Below are 16911 nucleotides of genomic sequence, written 5' to 3' on the forward strand. Positions count from 1 at the left end.
CGAGGACATGGGAGCCAGACGGAGCGACGCGCACAGGTCCCTGGATGACCTTGTGCGTCTGGCCTGCTCAACCGACCCCGAGGAGCCGGTGCGCAGGCCACGTCGCCTCGCGATCGCGCCCCGGGCGGCGATCATCGCCGGCTCCGCCCTCCTCATCCTGGCTCTCGCCCTGGCCCTGAGAGCCGTACTGGTCTCCGCCGGCACCGGCGGCCACGAGGCTCCGGCCGCAGCGGCGGGGGCATCGGCTCCAATGCGGCCCCCACCCACAGGGTCGGCCGCGAGTCCAGGCATGAAACCGGCCCCGGTGCCGACCACGGGACCGGCAGCAGGACCAGGCGACTTGAGCACGACATCGGGCAGCGTCGTCGTCCACGTCACCGGGGCGGTGAGCAGCCCGGGGGTGGTGACCCTGCCCCCGGGAAGCCGCGTCACCGACGCCATCAACGCCGTCGGAGGAGCCAGCGCGGAGGCAGACACCCAGCAGCTCAACCTCGCCCGGGTCCTGACCGACGGCGAGCAGATCCGGGTCCCGCGCATCGGCGAGGTCCTGCCCGATCCTGCACCCCAAACCGGTGGGGACGCCGCCTCCGGTGCGCGAACCGCCCCGGGAAAGTCCGGCGGTGGCGGCGCATCCGGGATGGTCAATATCAACACGGCCTCGGCCTCCGAGCTGGAGAAGCTGCCCGGAATCGGCCCGGCCCTGGCCCAACGCATCGTTGAGTACCGCGACTCCCACGGGCCCTTCGCCAGCGTTGACGCCCTCACCGACGTCCCCGGCATCGGCAAGGCCAAGCTCGAGGGCCTGCGAGAACAGGCCACCGTATGAACGAGGACCACGGGGGCAATGGTGGGGGCAGTCCCAGGGCACCGTGGGACGACCCCGCGCTGTATGCGCACCTGCGCCAGGAGCAGGAGCGCAACCGGTACCCAGACGGAGGCCGGCACGCCACCTCCTCCAAGGCCCCCGAGGCCCTCGACCTGCGCCTGCTCGCCCCGGCGCTGGCCTGCTGGGCCGGCGCCGGGTGGGCCGTTGGACGTGAGGCGGCAGACGCCTGGAGGCAGGTCCTACTCCTGGCCTCCGGGTGCACCGCCCTGGCTGCGCTGCTTGTGGTGGCTGTTCTGCGCTTCCGGCCACCGCGCCACCGGGCCGACCCGCGTCCCGGCGCCCCCGAGCACGACCCCGGGGCGATGGGGACCCTCAGCGCCAGCCTGCTCGTGTGCGCCCTGTGCGCCGCGGCGGTCCTGACCATCAGCGCCGTCCACCTGTGGGCCCGCCAGCGCGACCCGCTGACCGCGGCAGTGGCCACTGGGCAGCCGGTCACCCTCATCGGCACCGTCTCCCAGCAGCCGCGAGTCTCAGCCACCAGCCGCTCCACCCTGGTCATCACCACCCTCGACGTCGAGCAAGTGGACACGCGGGCCTCCACCCTGAGCGCCACTGTCCTGGGCGACACGCAGTGGCTGAGCCTGCCCATGGGGACCCGCGTCCGCGTGCGCACACGTCTGCGCCCCACCGAAGCGGGACGTGCTGAGGCGGCCATCATCCCCAAGCGCGCCGGTCTGACCGTTCTTGGCCCACCGAGCGGGATACTCGGGGCCGTCACCTCCGTCCGCGCCGGTCTCGCCCAGGCCGTCGGCGCCCCGGGCATCGGGGCCCCGGTCGCCGCAGGAGCGGGGGAGGAGACAGGTCTGTGGCCGCCGGGAGCCCGCAGCCTCGTACCCGGTGTCGCTCTGGGCGACGACCACGCCCTGCCGGCCCCGTTGCGCGAGGACATGCGCACTGTCTCCATGACGCACCTGACCGCCGTCTCCGGGCAGCACGTCGCCATCATCCTGGGACTGGGCCTGGAAGCCCTCGGGGCGCTGCCCCGGCGGTGGCGGGCACTGCTCGGCGCAGTCATGCTCACCCTCCTCGTCATCCTGGTGCGCCCCTCAGGCTCCGTGCTGCGCGCCGCCACCATGGGGGCCGTCATGCTGCTGGGCGTCGTCGCCGGCAGACGCGCCGCCTCCGTGCCCGCCCTGTGCGCCGGAGCCATCGTCCTGCTGCTCATCGACCCCTGGCAGTCCCGCGACTACGGCTTCGCACTGTCCGTGGTGGCCACCGCCGGGATCGTCATCGGCTCCAAGCCAGTCGCCGCCCACCTCTCACGCCGCCTGCCCAGGTGGCTGGCCGCCGCCGTGGCCCTGCCGCTGGTGGCCCAGGCCGCCTGCGGGCCGATCCTCATCCTCCTTCAGCCCTCGGCGGGGGCCTGGTCGGTGCCCGCTAACCTGCTCAGTGAGCCGGCTGCCGTCATCGCCACCATCAGCGGGCTCCTGGCGGCGCTGATCGCACCGGCCTGGCCCGCGGCCGCCGCCGTCACCGCCTGGCCGGCGCTCGCGGCCTGCTCCTGGATGGTGCGGATTGCCGGCTTCTTCGCCCACCTACCCGGCGCCGCCCTGCCCTGGCCAGGCGGCCTCACGGGCGCCCTGGCACTGGGGGCCTGCGAGATCGGGGTCCTGCTCGCGGCGGCTCCTCGCGCCCGCCGCGCCCTGCTGGAGGAAGCCGGGCGGTTGAGGCGGCCCGCTCGTGGCAGGCTTGCCCCATGGCAGCGACCCGCACCCCCCGCTCCCGGGGCCCGCGCAAGGCACCGGCTGGACTGCGCTGGGACCAGGCCCAGCTGGCGCCGATCGTCCTCATCCGCGCCGGCGAGGAGGTCCTCGCCGACCGAGCGGTGAGGAGCCTCCTGGCGCAGGCCAAGGCCAAGGACCCCACCACCGAGATCACGCGCCTGGAGGCCGCCACCTACGAGCCCCACCAGCTCGACACCCTCGTGTCGCCCTCCCTGTTCGGTGAGCCCCGACTCGTCTACGTCCCCGCGCTGGAGCAGATGACTGACGCCCTGCTGAGCGACCTCATCGCCTACGTGGGCGCCGCCGACCCCGAGGTCAGCGTCATCCTGCGCCACAACGGGGGCCAGCGGGGCAAGCGCCTGCTGGACGCCATCAAGGCCTCGCCCTACCCGACCATCCAGTGCGAGGCCGTCAAGAGCGCCAAGGACAAGTCCTCCCTGGTCGTGGCCGACGTGCGCCGCGCCGGACGAAGTATCGCTCCCGAGGCCGTCGGTGCCCTCGTCGACGCCCTGGGCAGCGACCTGCGCGAGCTGTGCTCCGCCGTCGACCAGCTCCTCGCCGACACCCAGGGCACCATCAGCGTCGACCACGTGCGCACCTACTACGCCGGGCGCATCGAGGCCACCGGCTTCACTGTGGCCGACGCCGCCGCGGCCGGCAACACCCCGGCCGCCATCACGGCCCTGCGCCACGCCGTGGCCACCGGCACCGACCCGGTGGCCATCGTCGCGGCCCTGGCCATGAAGGTGCGCCAGCTCGCCCGGGTCGCGGCCGCCGGGGGCAGACGCATGAGCCCCGCCGAGCTGGGCATGGCCCCCTGGCAGGTGGACCGGGCCCGCCGCGAGCTCCAGGGCTGGTCCGACGACGCCCTGGCCACCTCGATCCTGGCCGTGGCCCGGGCCGACGCCGAGGCCAAGGGGGCCAGCCGCGACCCCGTCTACGCCGTCGAGCGGGCGGTCCTGACCATCTGCAACGCCCGCTGCGCCGGCAGTCGCCGGCGCTGAGCAGCTCTCAGCCCCGCATGGCGGCCAGCGTGAGCGCCGTGGACATCGCCGCGCACGCCGCCTCGTAGCCCTTGTCCTCCTCCGCGCCCGGCCCGCCGCAGCGGGCCAGCGCCTGGGCCTCGTCGTCGCAGGTGAGCACGCCGAAGCCCACCGGCACCCCGGTGTCCAGCGCCACCCGGCTCAGCCCGTCGGTCGCGGCCCGGCACACGTAGTCGAAGTGCGGGGTGCCGCCGCGGATGACGACGCCCAGCGCGACGACCGCCTCGGCACCGCCCCGGGCGGCGGCCGCGGCGAGGACCGGCAGCTCGAAGGAGCCCACCGCCCGGACGACGCTCGCCTGGGCTCCGGCCTCCTCGACGGCGCGCAGCGCCCCGGCGACCAGGCCCCCCATGATGCGCTCGTGCCACTGGGCGGCTACGACTGTCACCCTCATGCCCCGCGCGTGAGGTGCGCTCTGCTCAGGTGCCCCGGATCCGCTCATCGTTCCTCTCCTTCGTTCTCGTCGCTCGTGTGCCAAGTGTCGTCGTCGGCCCTCGTCTCGCCGGGTGGTGAGTCCGCGTCGGCCCCGGTGGGGTCGAGCCCGTTGAGCAGATGGCCCATGCGGTCGCGCTTGGTGCGCAGGTAGTCGAGGTTCTCCCCGTTGGCGAAGGTCGGTGTCGGCGTCATGGAGCGGACGCTGACGCCGTAACGCTCCAGGCCTGCCACTTTGTCCGGGTTGTTCGTCATGAGCTCGACCGAGCGCACGCCCAGGTGGCGCAGCACCTGGGCGGCGGTGGCGTAGCTGCGGGCGTCGGCCGGCAGCCCCAGCGCGACGTTGGCGTCGAGGGTGTCCATACCCTCCTCCTGCAGCGCGTAGGCGCGGAGCTTGTCGATGAGTCCGATGCCGCGCCCCTCATGGTCGGAGGCGTAGACGAGGACCCCGCGGCCACGGGCGCTGATCGCCTCCATGGCGGCGCGCAGCTGCGGCCCGCAGTCACAGCGCAGGGAGGACAGGACGTCGCCGGTCAGGCAGGCGGAGTGGACTCGGGCCAGGACGTCCTCACCGTCCGCGATGCGGCCGCACACCAGTGCGAGGTACTCGGTGCCGTCGACCCTGCTGCGCAGGGCGTGGGCGGTGAACTCCCCGTGCGCGGTGGGCAGGTGCGCCGAGACGACCTCCTCGACGAGCTCCTCGTGCAGCCACCGGTAGCGCTCCAGGTCACTGATCGAGATCATGGGCATGGCGTGGGCGTCGGCGAGCTCACGCAGCTGGTGCCGCCGCGCCATGGTGCCGTCGTCGTTGATGACCTCCACGAGGACCCCCACGGGCCGGTTGCCCGACAGGCGCATGAGGTCGACGGCGGCCTCCGTGTGACCGCGGCGCGTGAGGATCCCGCCCTCGCGCGCCCGCAGGGGAAAGACGTGGCCGGGGCGGACGAGGTCGTCGGGAGCTGAGTCCGGGTCCGCCAGGACGCGGACGGTGCGAGCCCGGTCGGCGGCGCTCACACCCGTGGTGATGCCGATGCGGGCGTCGGCGCTCAGGGTGAAGGCCGTCCTCTTGGGGTCGGTGTTGTGCTCGGTCATCATGGGGATGCCCAGTCGGTCGAGCTCCTGGCCCGCCATGGGGGCGCAGATGATGCCGGTCGAGTGCCGGATCGCGAAGGCCAGCTGCTCGGTCGTGGCGCTCTGCGCGGGCAGGATGAGGTCCCCCTCGTTCTCCCGGCTCTCATCGTCGACGACGATGACCGTCCGGCCCTCGCGCAGGGCGGCGAGAGCGTCCTCGACGCGGTCCATGCGCGTGCCCGGGGATGCGCTCCTGGTGCTCAGCATGCCTGCTGCCCCTCCTGGCTCGGGCGGGCGCCCAGAAGACGCTCGGCGTACTTGGCCAGGACGTCGACTTCGAGGTTGACCCGTTCTCCGGGTCGCCTCGTGCCCAGGGTCGTGCGTCGCAGCGTCTCGGGAATGAGCCCGACGCTGAGCGACGCCCCCGCACCCGGCACAGGGGCGACGTCGAGGGTGCTGGGGGCGTCGACGACGTCGACGACCGTTAGCGACACCCCGTCGAGGGCGACCGATCCCTTGACGGCCACGTAACGGGCGATCTCCTGCGGCAGGCCGATGCGTAGGAGGTCCCAGTGCTCACCGCGGTGGTGGTCGAGGACCTCGGCGGTGGCATCGACGTGCCCCTGGACGATGTGCCCGCCGAGCCGGTCACTGGCGCGCAGGGCGCGCTCGAGGTTGACCGGGTCTCCCGGCGCCTGGGAGCCCAGGGTGGTGCGCGTGAGAGTCTCGGCCATGAGGTCGGCGGTGAAGGTGCTTCCGTGCACGGCGGTGACCGTCAGGCAGCACCCGTTGACGCTGACGGAGTCGCCCAGATTCACGTCCTGGGTGACGGTGGGCGCCTCGACCGTCAGCCGGGCGCTGTCCTCGACGGTCTCGAGCCGGACGACGCGTCCGAGCTCCTCGACGATTCCGGTGAACATCAGTGACTCTCCTCGGTGTGGAAGTGGGCAGTGGGAACGTCGTTGGCCTCCAGATCACCGCAGAAGCGGACGGCGAGCTCGTCACCCGCGCCGAGGACCTCGACGCGGGGGTGACTCAGCCTCAGGGCATCGCCGATCGTCGCCGCCCCGAAGTCGGCGAGGGCGGCCGGTCCCGCGCCCAGAAGCGCGGGGGCCGTGTAGGCGACGACCTGGTCGACGAGGCCGGCGCGCAGGAAGGCGGTCGCGAGGGTCGGGCCTCCTTCGAGCAGGACATGGCGGATCTTGCGCTCTGCGAGGACGGCCAGGACGGCGTGCGGGTCGTGGTCGGGCAGGAGGAGGTAGTGGTCGTCGGCGAGCACCCTGGAGGTGGCAGGCAGGCTCCTGGAGCCGACGACGACGCGCAACGGCTGGAGGTGGGCCGGCGCGGGCTGACCCGCCTCATCGCGGACGGTGAGGGCGGGGTCGTCGGCGAGGGCGGTGCCGGTGCCCACCATGATGGCGTCGCACTGGCGGCGCAGGCGGTGGGCGTCGTGGCGGGCCGCCACCGGGGTGATCCACTGGCTGGTGCCGTCAGCAGCGGCGATACGGCCATCGAGGGTGGCGGCGAGCTTCCACGTCACCATGGGGCGCCCGCGGGTCACGGCCAGGAGCCACGGGCGGTTGAGACGCGCTGCCTCCTGGGCGCACAGCCCACGCCGTACCCGCACGCCGGCGGCCTCCAGCGCCGCCGCGCCGCCCCCGGCCTGCTCGGTCGGGTCGTCCTGGGCGTAGATGACCTCGGCCACGCCGGCGTCGAGGAGCGCCTTGACGCACGGGCCGGTGCGGCCCTGGTGGTTGCACGGCTCGAGGGTGACCAGGACGGTCGCTCCTCGGGCGGAGGCGCCCGTCGCAGCGAGGTTCGCCAGTGCGTCGACCTCGGCGTGGGCGCTGCCGGCGCCACGGTGATGGCCCTCGGCGAGGACGTCGCCGTCGGGGGAGAGAATGACGCAGCCGACCCGGGGGTTGGGGCCGGGCGGGGCGTCGGGGCAGGCCGCGGCCCGAAGGGCGCGCTGCATCGCGGCCGTCTGCACGGTGGTGAACGAGGTCATCCGGTCCTCTCCCTCGGGTGCGCTGGGGAGAGACACCGCCATGGTCGACCGCCGGGTGCACGGCACCGGGCGAGGCATGGTGTGTCCCGTGTGCGCTTCCCATCCGGACTCTCACCGTCGGTCCAGGAGTTCCACCTGGTCAGCCGGTCGCTGGATGCGACCGGGTCGCGGACTGTCACCGCCGGTTCGGACTTTCACCGACCCCAGAGCACACGAGCTCATCTCGTTGGGGAGAATGTACCGCGCGCGAGTGCGTTCAGTCACCTCTGCGCACCTATGTGACCATCCACACCTCGGCAGGGTGTCCGGGTGCGGGCGCACCGCAGGAGGGTGGCCCGCACCGGGCCTCACTTCTTGCGATACAGGGACTTGGTGGCGTAGACGGGCTCGTTGGTGACCTGGACTCCCAGGGCGCGGAAGATGCCCTCGTCCACCGAGCCCAGGATCGTGGAGGTGTGGACCTCGCAGCCCCGCAGCGTCTCGAGCTGGTCGAGGGCCTTGCGGGCGTTGTCGTCCCCGTTGGCGGACACGGCCAGGGCGATGAGCACCTCGTCGGTGTGCAGGCGCGGGTTGCGGCTTCCCAGCCTCTGGGTCTTGAGCTTCTGGATGGGTTCGATGGAGGCCGGGGCCAGCAGGTTGACGTCATCATCGATCCCGGCCAGGAGCTTGAGGGCGTTGAGCAGCATCGCCGAGGAGCACCCCAGCAGGGCGGAGGTCTTGCCCGTCACGATGCGTCCGTCGGGCAGCTCGATCGCCGAGGCCGGCTCGCCGGTGGCCTCAGCCACCTCCAGCGCGGGCGGCACGACGGGGCGGTCCTCCTTGCTCACCCCCACCTTGGCCATGAGCAGCGCGATCCGCTGGGACTGGACGGGGGCGATGACCTCGCGCTTCTCGGTCACCAGGGCCCGGTAGTAGCGGCGGATGATCTCCTGGCAGGCGGCCTGCCGGCAGACCTCGTCGTCGCTGATGCAGTTGCCGGCCATGTTGACGCCCATGTCCGTGGGGGAGGCGTAGGGCGAGGAGCCCAGGATCTCCTCGAACAGGCGGCTCAGGACCGGGAAGACCTCGACGTCGCGGTTGTAGTTGACGGTCTGGACGCCGTGGGCAGCCAGGTGGAAGGGGTCGATCATGTTGACGTCGTCGAGGTCGGCGGTGGCGGCCTCGTAGGCGATGTTGACCGGGTGGTCCAGAGGCAGGTTCCAGATCGGGAAGGTCTCGAACTTCGCGTAGCCCGAGGAGATGCCCCGCTGGTGGTCGTGGTAGATCTGGGACAGGCAGGTGGCCATCTTGCCGCTGCCCGGGCCGGGGGCGGTGACGACCACCAGGTCCCGCCTGGTCTCGATGTACTCGTTGCGCCCGTAGCCCTCCGCCGAGACGATGCGGGCGACGTCACCGGGGTAGCCGGGGATGGGGAAGTGACGGTAGACCGTGATGCCCAGCGCCTCGAGCTTGCGCTTGAAGTCCTGGGCCTGGCGGTTGTCATCAGTCCACTGGGTCACGACGACGCTGCCCACGTAGAGGCCGTAGCTGCGGAAGGCGTCGATGTGGCGCAGCAGGTCGTCCTCGTAGGGGATGCCCAGGTCCGCGCGGACCTTGTTGCGGGCGAGGTGCTTGGCGTTGACCGCCATGACGATCTCGACCTCGTCGGCCAGCTCGGCGAGCATGACGATCTTGTTGTCCGGGGTGAAGCCCGGCAGCACGCGCGAGGCGTGCATGTCGTCAATGAGCTTGCCGCCGAACTCCAGATAGAGCTTGCCGCCGAACTGGGCGCGGCGCTCCGCGATGTGGCTGGACTGCATCCGCAGGTACTTGTCGCGGTCGAATCCGATGCGCAATGGGCTCTCCTTGAAGCGGTCTGATGAACGGGTGAAGGTGATGGAAAAAAGGGGAGGGCGCCTCCCCGGTGGGAGGCGCCCTTCAGATGCTCACTGCTGCGGTGGCCTCAGAGGGAGGCGACGCGCTTGGCGAGCTTGGACTTGCGGTTGGCGGCCTGGTTCTTGTGGATGACGCCCTTGGAGACGGCCTTGTCCAGCTTGCGGGAGGCGGCCTTGAGGTGCTCGAGCGCGGCGTCCTTGTCACCGGCCTCGACGGCCTCGCGCACGCGGCGCACGTAGGTCTTGAGCTCGGACTTGACGGACTTGTTGCGCAGGCGGGCCTTCTCGTTGGTCTTGATGCGCTTGATCTGGGACTTGATGTTCGCCACGGTGAAACTTTCTCGCGTCTGATTGGTCAATGGCCGGAGAGAGGGTTCGCGCCACGGGTTGACATGAGGTGGTGGGGCACCTGGCTGACCCGGTCGCCGGACCCCGCAGCCGGCCAGGCCAGAGGTCCAAGGGGTGACTCTATCAGTCCAAATTCTCAATGGCTTCGTGCTCATGGAGGCTGTGCACGTGAACTTGCTCGCCTGTGCTGAGCTCTACCTGGTTCTCCGCACGCTCAACAAGCCTTGGGTCATGGGTGACCACGAGGATCGCGGCAGAGGTTCGAGCCCACGCGTCTATGGCGCCGATGACCACCGTGGCCAGCTCCTCATCCGCACCGGCGGTGGGCTCGTCGAGGATGACCAGGCGGGGGCGCTCCATGAGCAGTGTGCGTGCCAGGGCCACCCGCATTCGCTCTCCGCCGCTGAGCAGGCCCGTGCGGGTTCGGGACAGGGGGGTGAGCCGGACCGTGCTCAGGGCATCGGCGATCCGCGCCGCGCGCTGGCGCCGGGGGAGCCCGAGCGCCCATGCGGCGTGACGCAGTGTAGTGACGGGGGTCCAGGAGTCCTCCAGAAGAAGGTCCTGGGGTTGGAGGGCGATCGTGGTGCGATGCGTCAGGCGGATGTCGCGCGGGCTCATCTCGCCGGAGGGGCGGCCATCGATGGTCACGGTCCCAGTGAAATCGAGGTCGTGCAGGCCCAGGCACCATGCCGTGGTGGTCTTGCCGGAGCCGTTGGGGCCGGTCAGTGCCGTGACAGTACCCTCCTTCAGGGACAGATCCAGCCCGTCAACGAGCAGCCGCCCGCCTCTGGAGATGGTCAGGTTTGTAGCGGTGAGTGTGTCAGCCATGGCGGGCCTGCCTCCTGCGGCGGGGGTGAGTGGGCCTGGGGGTGGCGTGGCGTGTTCCCACGACAGCGGCGGCAGTGAGAACGAGTGCGCACGCCGCCTGAGTAAGGACCAGTTCGCTGCTGGGTTGGACCAGGAGTGGCCAGGCGAGGATGAGTACCGGGATGGTGATGAGGACCGCGGTCAGGAGGCGCTCGGCCAGCATGCGATGCCCCAGCAGGCGCTCGATCTCACGTCTGCGACTCCTGGCCTGTGCCCAGGCGCGTGCCGCGAGCCCGGCGCTGGCCGCGGTGCTGGTGGCTGTAGTCAGCAAGACGAGGGCGTGCAGGACTGCCGTGTGCATGGTTTGCTCCCTGAGGGCCGTGTTGCCGGTGCCGACGGCGTCGAAGCGCGCCACGAGGTCCTCCACGTGGTGCTCGCGCAGCCGCTCCTGTAAGGAGACGAGGTTCTGGCCGGTGAGGACTGCAGCCCCCTGGGTGATGGCGGACAAGTAGTCGTCTGGGGCGAAGTAGCCGTCGGGGACCACGGCGATGAGGCAGTCGCTGGTGCGGGTGCCCTCGCTACTGAGGAAGAAGCTGACGGCGGGGAGGCTCTCCGGCAGGAGCGAGCTGACCTCCTCCAGGTCGTGGGAGGTGACGGTGACAGCGTTCACGCTCGCCCCGTGCACCGTGTTGAAGCGCGCCTGCTCGACGAGCTCCTGGGTCAAGGCCTCGTCCTGGCCGGCCAACGACCGGGGCCGGTAGAGGGTCACCTGCTGCTCGGTGACCTTGGGCAGACCGTAGTGGGCGGCGGCCGTGTTGTTGAGATACAGGGTGGGCGGCCCGTCGCCGTCCCCGGTGGAGCCGTTAGGGATTGCCCAGGCCAGAACGAGGCTCCCCTCCTTCTGGGCCTGGCTGATGAAGGAGGCTATCTGAGGTGTCTTGGCACCGAGAGTGGGCTCGCTGACGGACCAGATGCTCAGAGCGGTGGCCGGGGGAAGGGACCGCTGGGCCTGGGCCTGGTTGCGAAGTGCCTGCGCCTGGAGTACATCGACGATGAGACTGGTGCTCGCGGTGGAGAAGGACCAGGTCATGGTCAGGACGAGTGCATAGGTCAGCAGAGCGATCCCGTGGCGCGGACGCGCTGCTGCCCCGGGCCGCCGTCGGCCTCCAACCGCGAGCACCACCCATCCTGCGAGCGTGCCGGTCAGGGTTGCGGCCAGGGTCAGGAGCGCGCAGCAGGCGATGAGCTCGGCGCTCAGACGGTGGACGCTCAGCACGGCGGAGCCGTAGATGTCGTAGGCCACCAGCAGGGCGAGGAGTGCCAAAGGGGCCAGAAGCCACCGGCATGCTGTCAGGAGGCTGTTCTTGAGGAGGTGGAGGGCCAGACGGGTGTGGGAGCGGCCCTGCAACCGGGCGCTTCTGTAGGAAGAGGACTGGGAGACGGTGGCAAGGGCCAGGACGAGCGCCAGAACCGTCTGGGCCAGGAGCAGGCTCACGCCGATCTCGGAGCTCATGGCGGTGGACAGGGCAAGGCCCGGTGTCAGAATCCCCGACTCATTGATGCGATCGCCCCACCGGTCTGTGACCTGGCTGAGGAACTGGGTGGTACTTTGCCGCGAGCCGATCGCGTACCACCCGCCCAGGGCGTCGTCTTGGACGGTGCTGCCGCTGTAGGCGATGGGCTCCGGCAGGAGCAGGGGAGTCAATGGCGGGCGAATGTAGTCATCAGCCTCGTAGCCGAGGAGCTCGACGCTGGTTGTCGAGTATGACTCGTCGGTGGTATCGGCGAAGTCCGTGATGTGGCGTACCTGGGCAACCTCGACGCCGGCCTGCTTGCCGATCTGATGAAGCTCATCCGGGTCGACGCCGGTTTCACTGATAATGACATAGCCGTTCGTCTCGGCTGGGAACAAGAAAAGGAGCGACTGTGGGATAAGCAGGATAGTCGCCAAGCACAGCGTGAGGTTGAGGGCCCAGGTGGCTCTGAGAAGAATCTTCATGAGGGTGGTGCGGTAGGTGGGGCTCCATCAGCGGGGCCGCCGCCTACCGCAAGACACTAATGGCTCTCAGCAGAACCCGTAGAAGGCTTCGTTTGTGTCAGTGGAGCGTTGGACCTGAGCGTAAGACCACTTCCCTGCGGCAGTTTTGGGACTTCGTGCGGTGATGAGCCCATTGTAGGTTCGGGCTGAGGAGCCATGGCATCGAGAAGGGTGATGAAAGTTCGAGTAGACAACTTTCGAGTTCGTGCCGTAGCTCCAGGTCCCGCCGGCGACCTTGACCGTGTGAGAACCGGTGATCCAGGCAGGGCGAATGCATGAGCTTCCGGCAGGACTGTCTTCGACAGTAACTGAGCCGTACTCGGTGGCGTCATCGGGGATAGGTGAATCGTCTGCGAATGCGGGGGATGACGTGCTAAGAGTGAGAACCGAGGCCAGGGTGATGGCAGCCAAGCCCTTGAGGGTGGTGGTGACTGTTGGGAGTGCCATGATCGCTCCGATCACTTCATAGGGATAGGTGGGCTGGCCAGTAAGTCAAGTTTATGCGTGAAGGGGGGATAGGCAATACTTCAATCTTGTTTTGTAGAAACCTCCGATACAGGTGCTTTCCAGCGTGTCCGGGCCTAGCGGATGACATCCGTATCCTGTGCGATCTGTCGAAATCTGGAGGCGATCAGGAGTGGTGGTGGCGCAGGGCGGCCACGACGCCGTCGAAGACCTCACGCTTCATCGTGGCCCCCTCGCGGCGCACCGAGGCCGGCTCCACCAGGAGCAGACGGTCCAGACGCACCTCACTGGGGCGACCCTGCCGGTCCCAGTCACCGGTGCCGACGTCGTGCCAGAAGCGGCCCCAGCGCGCCTCCTGGGCGGCGTCGCGGTCGTGGTCCTTGCTTGTCATCTGGGCCACGACCAGACGGGTCTCATGGCGAGCCAGGACCAGGACGGGCCGGTCCTTACCCTGGGCGGGATCCTCCTCGAAGGGAACCCAGGTCCACACCACCTCGCCGGGGTCGGCCTCGCCATCGGGGGCGGGGGAGTAAGCGAAGTCGGGCAGCCCCAGGGTGGAGACGTCGTAGACGCTGACGCCTCGCGCCGAGGGGCCCGTCGCGTCCGCGGCGGCGCCGCTGTCGTGGGAGCGGGGCCGGGTCGGTGACGGCTTCGCCGCTGACGACTTGGGGGCGCGAGACTGCGCGGTCTGAGCTGAACCGGATGGCCTGCTCTCCGACGTGCCCGACGGCGTCGAGGACTTCTGGGAAAGGGCGTCGCTGACGGCGTCGGAGGCGGCGCGTCCGAGCAGGGTGAGGATCCGGTTGAGAAGGCTGGCCATGGGCGCCACCCTACCGCCGGGCGGGATGGGGCGGCTGCTGCAGGCTCACGACGGCGACCAGCGCCACCGGTGGACCTGCCTCGAAGCAGGAGGTCCACTGGTGGCGCCGGCGAATGGGTGACGGTGCGGTGCGCCAGGAGACTCGCGTCGGTGAGGTACTAGTTCCCGGAGCGCGTCACAGGGGTGCAGATCGTGTGGGTCCCGGCCTCGGTACCGCCGTAGCTGCCGGCGACGTCGATCTGCATGGTCAGTCCCTGGGAGGGGTCCTGGGGGTTGCAGGTGGCCAGGGCCTTCCAGGTCTCCGCGGTGACCGCCTCGGCGTTGACCTGGTAGGTGCTGGTGAAGGTCATCGTGGTTGACGAGTGGGCGTTCAGGGAGTCACCGGTGCGCAAGTACAGGGAGCCGTCGTCCTGAAGGGCATAGCTGTCCGGGCTGACCCACCACGGGGTGCCGGTACCTGTCACGCTCTTGAGGGTGAAGCCGGCCGGAATCCCGGGCCGCAGGACGATATCGGAGCTGGATCCGTTGGCGTCGGTGGTGTTGGTGAAGGTGACGGTGTAGCCGACCTCGACCTCGTAGGTGCCGGTGGGCTCGGCCTCGACCAGGAGATCCGTGGGATGAGTCTCCACCTCAATCACCGGCCGGTGGTTGACGTAGTCGCTGGAGAAGGTCTGGTTGCCGGTGGTCAGTGCGGCCTTGATCCGGTTGCGTCCCACGACGCCGGTCAGGTCCACCTGGCAGGTGACCTCCTTGCCCTGGGGGACCTTCGCCGTTCCGCTGGAGACGCTGAGACTCTCGGCCGGTCCCGTGGCCGAGACGACCTTGCCTCCGAAGGAGGTCAGGTCACAGGTCAGGGCGCCCACCTGTGCCTGCCCCCTGGTCCGGCCGGCGGAGATGGTGAAGTGAGACAGCGGGGTGGTGGAGTCGTTCCGCGCCGTCATGGTGAAGCGGGAGGCGTCCTTGGCGGCGCCGTCGACCCTGACGTCCTGGGTGGACACGGTGGCGTGAGCCTCGCTGGCAGCGGGCTTGTGGGCCGTGACGGTGGGCTGAAGAATCGCGTTGCGCGTGGAGACCTCGACGGTAGGGGTGAAACGGTAGCTGCGCGCGTCCGCACCGGGAGCCGCCACCGTGGTCCCCAGATCCAGGTCGACGTAGCTGCTTTTGTCCCATTGGAGGTAGAAGTTGATCTCATAGGTCAGCTTCAGGTGCTCAGGAGTGCAGGAAACGGCTTTGACCGAGCCGACGGGCTCACCCAGCAGGGGGTTGTACAGCTCAGAGATGGAGCTCAGCTCGGAGTCCACGATCAAGGCCGGGGGCTCACCGCCGCCATTGTCGATGTAGAAGGAGCTCGTCCCGGCCACTTCGTCACCGTTCTGGGAGGGGCAGGTCCAGGTCCACTGGCCCGGCACGGAGTCGGCCTCAATGGTGACGTCCGTGGCGCTCTTCGGGGCGATGGCCGATGGGATGCGGACCTTCCAGCTCAGGCAGCCCTCGGCATTGTCGGAGCCATGGCAGCCTGCACCGGCTGTGTGATACAGCCCCTCCACAGTGATGTCGGTATTAGCGGAGACCGGGGCTGCGACGGCTGCGGCGGCGAGCAGGGGAAGAGCCAGGGCGATGCGCAGGAGGCGCCGCCAGGAAAGAGAGGGTGGGGAGGATGGGAAGTGCATGAGCACGCCTTTCAGTGAGGTGAAGTGAGGTGAATGGAGTAAGGAACGAATTGCGTCTTCAACGGACTGCTTCTTACTGAATGGGATTTCCGTTGCGGGAGACAGCCACATGAAGGTCGGATAGGTGAAATACTCACCTATCCGACCTTCAGCCAGCCGGGCTGATCGACCTGAGCTCGTGCTCAGTTCTTCGTGCGCGTCACGACGGTGCAGGCCGAGTAGGTGCCGGGCTCAACCCCGTCGCTGCCGACGACGTCGATCTGGGTGGTCAGTCCCTTGGAGGGGTCCTTGGGGTCGCAGGTGCCCAGGGACTTCCAGGTGTCCTCGGTGACCGCCTCGGCCTTGACCTCGTAGAAGGCGGTGAAGGTCATCGTGGTCGAGGAGTGGGCGTACAAGGTGTCGCTCGTGGACAGGGGTATGGAGCCATCGGGCTGGAGCGCGTAGTCGTCCATACTGATCCACCACGGCGTGCCACTGCCCCACACGTACTTGAGGGTGAAGCCGGCCGGGACCGGAGGATGCAGGACGACATTGGAGGTCTGTCCCACGGCGTCAGTGGTGTTGGTGAAGGTGACGGAGTAGCCGACCTCGACCTCGTAGGTGCCGGTGGGAGCGGCCTCAACTCCGCGATCAGTGGGCTCGACCTTCACCTCGCTGATGGGGCGATCCTTGTTGAAGTCACTGGAGAAGGTCTGCTTGCCGGTGGTCAGTGCGGCCTTGACCGTGTTGCGTCCCGTGACACCGGTGAGGTCCACCTGGCAGGTGATCTCCTTGCCCTGGGGGACCTTGGCCGTTCCGCTGGAGACGCTGAGACTCTCGGCCGGTCCGGTGGCGGAGACGACCTTGCCTCCGAAGGAGGTCAGGTCGCAGGTCAGGGCGCCCACCTGGGACTGCCCCCTGGTCCGGCCGGCGGAGATGGTGAAGTTGGACAGGGGCGTGGTGGAGTCGTTCCGCGCCGTCATGGTGAAGCGGGAAGTGTCCTTGGCGGCGCCGTCGACCGCGACCTCCTGGGTGGACACGGTGGCGTGAGCCTCGCTGGCAGCGGGCTTGTGAGCCGTCGCGTTGGGCGTGAGAACCAGGCTGCCCGTGGAGGTCGTGATCTTCGGGCTGAAGGTGTAGCTGCGCGCGTCCGCGCCGGGAGCCACGACTGTGGTCCCCAGGTCCAGGTCGAGATAGGAGCTCTGGTCCCGGGCGGAGTCGAAGTCGACCTCGTAGGTCAGGCTCAGGTGCTCAGGAGTGCAGGAAACGGCTGTGACCGAGCCGGCGCTGTCCCCGTGCTGGTTGTAGTAGAGATGGTCGAAGAAACCCAGGCCGGAGTCGGCCAGCTTCGACACGGGCTCGTCCTTGCCCCTGTCGATGTAGAAGGCACTGGTCCCGGCCACCCTGTCGCCGTCCGGAGAGGGGCAGGACCAGGTCCACTGACCCGGCACGGAATCGGCCTCAATGGTGACGGTGGTCGATGAGTTCGGGGCGACGGTCGAGGGGACTCGGACACCCCAGCTCAGGCAGCCCTCGGCTCTGTCGGAACCGTGGCAGCCGGCGCCAGCGGGATGATAGCGCCCCTCCACGGTGATACCGGTGTCCGGGGCGGCGGTTGGGACGGCTGCGCTCACCGGAGCGGCGACGGCGCCGACGGTGAGCAGGGGAAGAGCCATGGCGACACCCAGGAGGCGCCGCCACGGACGAGTGGATGGGGAGGACGGGACGTGCATGAGCATGCCTTTC

General features: G+C 69.5%; 15 protein-coding genes and 1 riboswitch. Of the genes, 3 read left to right on the forward strand and 12 right to left on the reverse strand.

All coding sequences use genetic code 11. From position 1 onward, the window contains the following. Positions 1-52: 52 nt before the first annotated feature. From JJJ14_RS05195 to holA, 3 genes are read left to right on the forward strand one after another with little or no spacing between them, the layout of a single operon-like run. The gene (locus JJJ14_RS05195; RefSeq protein WP_201445083.1) at positions 53-826 is read left to right on the forward strand and encodes a ComEA family DNA-binding protein; all 774 of its coding nucleotides are present in this window, start codon (positions 53-55) and stop codon (positions 824-826) included. Further along, a complete protein-coding gene (locus tag JJJ14_RS05200; RefSeq protein ID WP_201444865.1) occupies positions 823-2715 on the forward strand; it encodes a ComEC/Rec2 family competence protein in 1893 nt (630 codons plus the stop codon). The genes JJJ14_RS05195 and JJJ14_RS05200 overlap by 4 nt, the downstream gene beginning before the upstream one ends. After that, positions 2712-3614 carry a DNA polymerase III subunit delta gene (holA, locus tag JJJ14_RS05205; protein WP_236592939.1) on the forward strand — a complete coding sequence of 301 codons (903 nt, stop codon included), beginning with the start codon at positions 2712-2714 and terminating at the stop codon, positions 3612-3614. The genes JJJ14_RS05200 and holA overlap by 4 nt, the downstream gene beginning before the upstream one ends. A 7-nt stretch (positions 3615-3621) precedes the next feature. On the opposite strand, the gene ribH is transcribed toward holA, so the two are convergent. From ribH to JJJ14_RS05265, 12 genes are all read right to left on the reverse strand, one after another. Further along, positions 3622-4095, reverse strand: a complete 474-nt coding sequence (ribH, locus tag JJJ14_RS05210; RefSeq protein WP_201444866.1) for a 6,7-dimethyl-8-ribityllumazine synthase — start codon at positions 4093-4095, stop codon at positions 3622-3624. Continuing rightward, complete coding sequence (locus tag JJJ14_RS05215; RefSeq protein WP_201444867.1) at positions 4092-5423, reverse strand: bifunctional 3,4-dihydroxy-2-butanone-4-phosphate synthase/GTP cyclohydrolase II; 1332 nt, start codon at positions 5421-5423, stop codon at positions 4092-4094. Before JJJ14_RS05215 ends, ribH begins: the two co-directional genes overlap by 4 nt. Beyond that, positions 5417-6076 (reverse strand): riboflavin synthase, encoded by a 660-nt coding sequence (locus JJJ14_RS05220; protein WP_070512573.1) that lies wholly within the window; start codon positions 6074-6076, stop codon positions 5417-5419. Before JJJ14_RS05220 ends, JJJ14_RS05215 begins: the two co-directional genes overlap by 7 nt. After that, positions 6076-7164, reverse strand: coding sequence for a bifunctional diaminohydroxyphosphoribosylaminopyrimidine deaminase/5-amino-6-(5-phosphoribosylamino)uracil reductase RibD (gene ribD, locus JJJ14_RS05225; protein ID WP_201444868.1), 1089 nt, complete (start codon positions 7162-7164; stop codon positions 6076-6078). The genes JJJ14_RS05220 and ribD overlap by 1 nt, the downstream gene beginning before the upstream one ends. A gap of 86 nt (positions 7165-7250) precedes the next feature. Beyond that, positions 7251-7380: riboswitch (FMN riboswitch) on the reverse strand. 131 nt (positions 7381-7511) lie between these two features. Then, positions 7512-8999 carry a DUF1846 domain-containing protein gene (locus JJJ14_RS05230; RefSeq protein ID WP_009405457.1) on the reverse strand — a complete coding sequence of 496 codons (1488 nt, stop codon included), beginning with the start codon at positions 8997-8999 and terminating at the stop codon, positions 7512-7514. A 107-nt stretch (positions 9000-9106) separates the two neighbouring features. Beyond that, positions 9107-9367, reverse strand: a complete 261-nt coding sequence (rpsT, locus tag JJJ14_RS05235; protein WP_009396927.1) for a 30S ribosomal protein S20 — start codon at positions 9365-9367, stop codon at positions 9107-9109. 142 nt (positions 9368-9509) lie between these two features. Continuing rightward, on the reverse strand, positions 9510-10214 hold the full coding sequence (locus tag JJJ14_RS05240; RefSeq protein ID WP_201444869.1) for an ATP-binding cassette domain-containing protein: 705 nt from the start codon (positions 10212-10214) through the stop codon (positions 9510-9512). Next, a complete protein-coding gene (locus JJJ14_RS05245) occupies positions 10207-12192 on the reverse strand; it encodes a hypothetical protein (RefSeq protein WP_201444870.1) in 1986 nt (661 codons plus the stop codon). The genes JJJ14_RS05240 and JJJ14_RS05245 overlap by 8 nt, the downstream gene beginning before the upstream one ends. Positions 12193-12258: 66 nt before the next feature. Further along, on the reverse strand, positions 12259-12678 hold the full coding sequence (locus tag JJJ14_RS12795; protein ID WP_442859496.1) for a lactococcin 972 family bacteriocin: 420 nt from the start codon (positions 12676-12678) through the stop codon (positions 12259-12261). A 184-nt stretch (positions 12679-12862) separates the two neighbouring features. Next, positions 12863-13516: a type II toxin-antitoxin system PemK/MazF family toxin gene (locus JJJ14_RS05255; protein WP_101558334.1), complete on the reverse strand. Its 654-nt coding sequence runs from the start codon at positions 13514-13516 to the stop codon at positions 12863-12865. Between the two features lie 158 nt (positions 13517-13674). Next, entirely contained in the window at positions 13675-15186 is a 1512-nt protein-coding gene (locus tag JJJ14_RS05260) for a hypothetical protein (protein ID WP_101558506.1), read from the reverse strand. Between the two features lie 182 nt (positions 15187-15368). Continuing rightward, positions 15369-16904: a hypothetical protein gene (locus JJJ14_RS05265; protein WP_201444872.1), complete on the reverse strand. Its 1536-nt coding sequence runs from the start codon at positions 16902-16904 to the stop codon at positions 15369-15371. Positions 16905-16911 lie beyond the last annotated feature (7 nt).

Origin of the sequence: Actinomyces sp. HMT 175, assembly GCF_016694895.1 — a bacterium.
Lineage (GTDB): Bacteria > Actinomycetota > Actinomycetes > Actinomycetales > Actinomycetaceae > Actinomyces > Actinomyces oris.

Coding starts and splice junctions, on each gene's coding strand:
- JJJ14_RS05200 (WP_201444865.1), top strand. CDS start 823: ATGAACGAGGACCACGGGGGCAATGGTGGGGGCAGTCCCAGGGCACCG.
- ribH (WP_201444866.1), bottom strand. CDS start 4,095: ATGAGCGGATCCGGGGCACCTGAGCAGAGCGCACCTCACGCGCGGGGC.
- JJJ14_RS05215 (WP_201444867.1), bottom strand. CDS start 5,423: ATGCTGAGCACCAGGAGCGCATCCCCGGGCACGCGCATGGACCGCGTC.
- JJJ14_RS05220 (WP_070512573.1), bottom strand. CDS start 6,076: ATGTTCACCGGAATCGTCGAGGAGCTCGGACGCGTCGTCCGGCTCGAG.
- ribD (WP_201444868.1), bottom strand. CDS start 7,164: ATGACCTCGTTCACCACCGTGCAGACGGCCGCGATGCAGCGCGCCCTT.
- JJJ14_RS05240 (WP_201444869.1), bottom strand. CDS start 10,214: ATGGCTGACACACTCACCGCTACAAACCTGACCATCTCCAGAGGCGGG.
- JJJ14_RS05245 (WP_201444870.1), bottom strand. CDS start 12,192: ATGAAGATTCTTCTCAGAGCCACCTGGGCCCTCAACCTCACGCTGTGC.
- JJJ14_RS12795 (WP_442859496.1), bottom strand. CDS start 12,678: ATGGCACTCCCAACAGTCACCACCACCCTCAAGGGCTTGGCTGCCATC.
- JJJ14_RS05255 (WP_101558334.1), bottom strand. CDS start 13,516: ATGGCCAGCCTTCTCAACCGGATCCTCACCCTGCTCGGACGCGCCGCC.
- JJJ14_RS05260 (WP_101558506.1), bottom strand. CDS start 15,186: ATGCACTTCCCATCCTCCCCACCCTCTCTTTCCTGGCGGCGCCTCCTG.
- JJJ14_RS05265 (WP_201444872.1), bottom strand. CDS start 16,904: ATGCTCATGCACGTCCCGTCCTCCCCATCCACTCGTCCGTGGCGGCGC.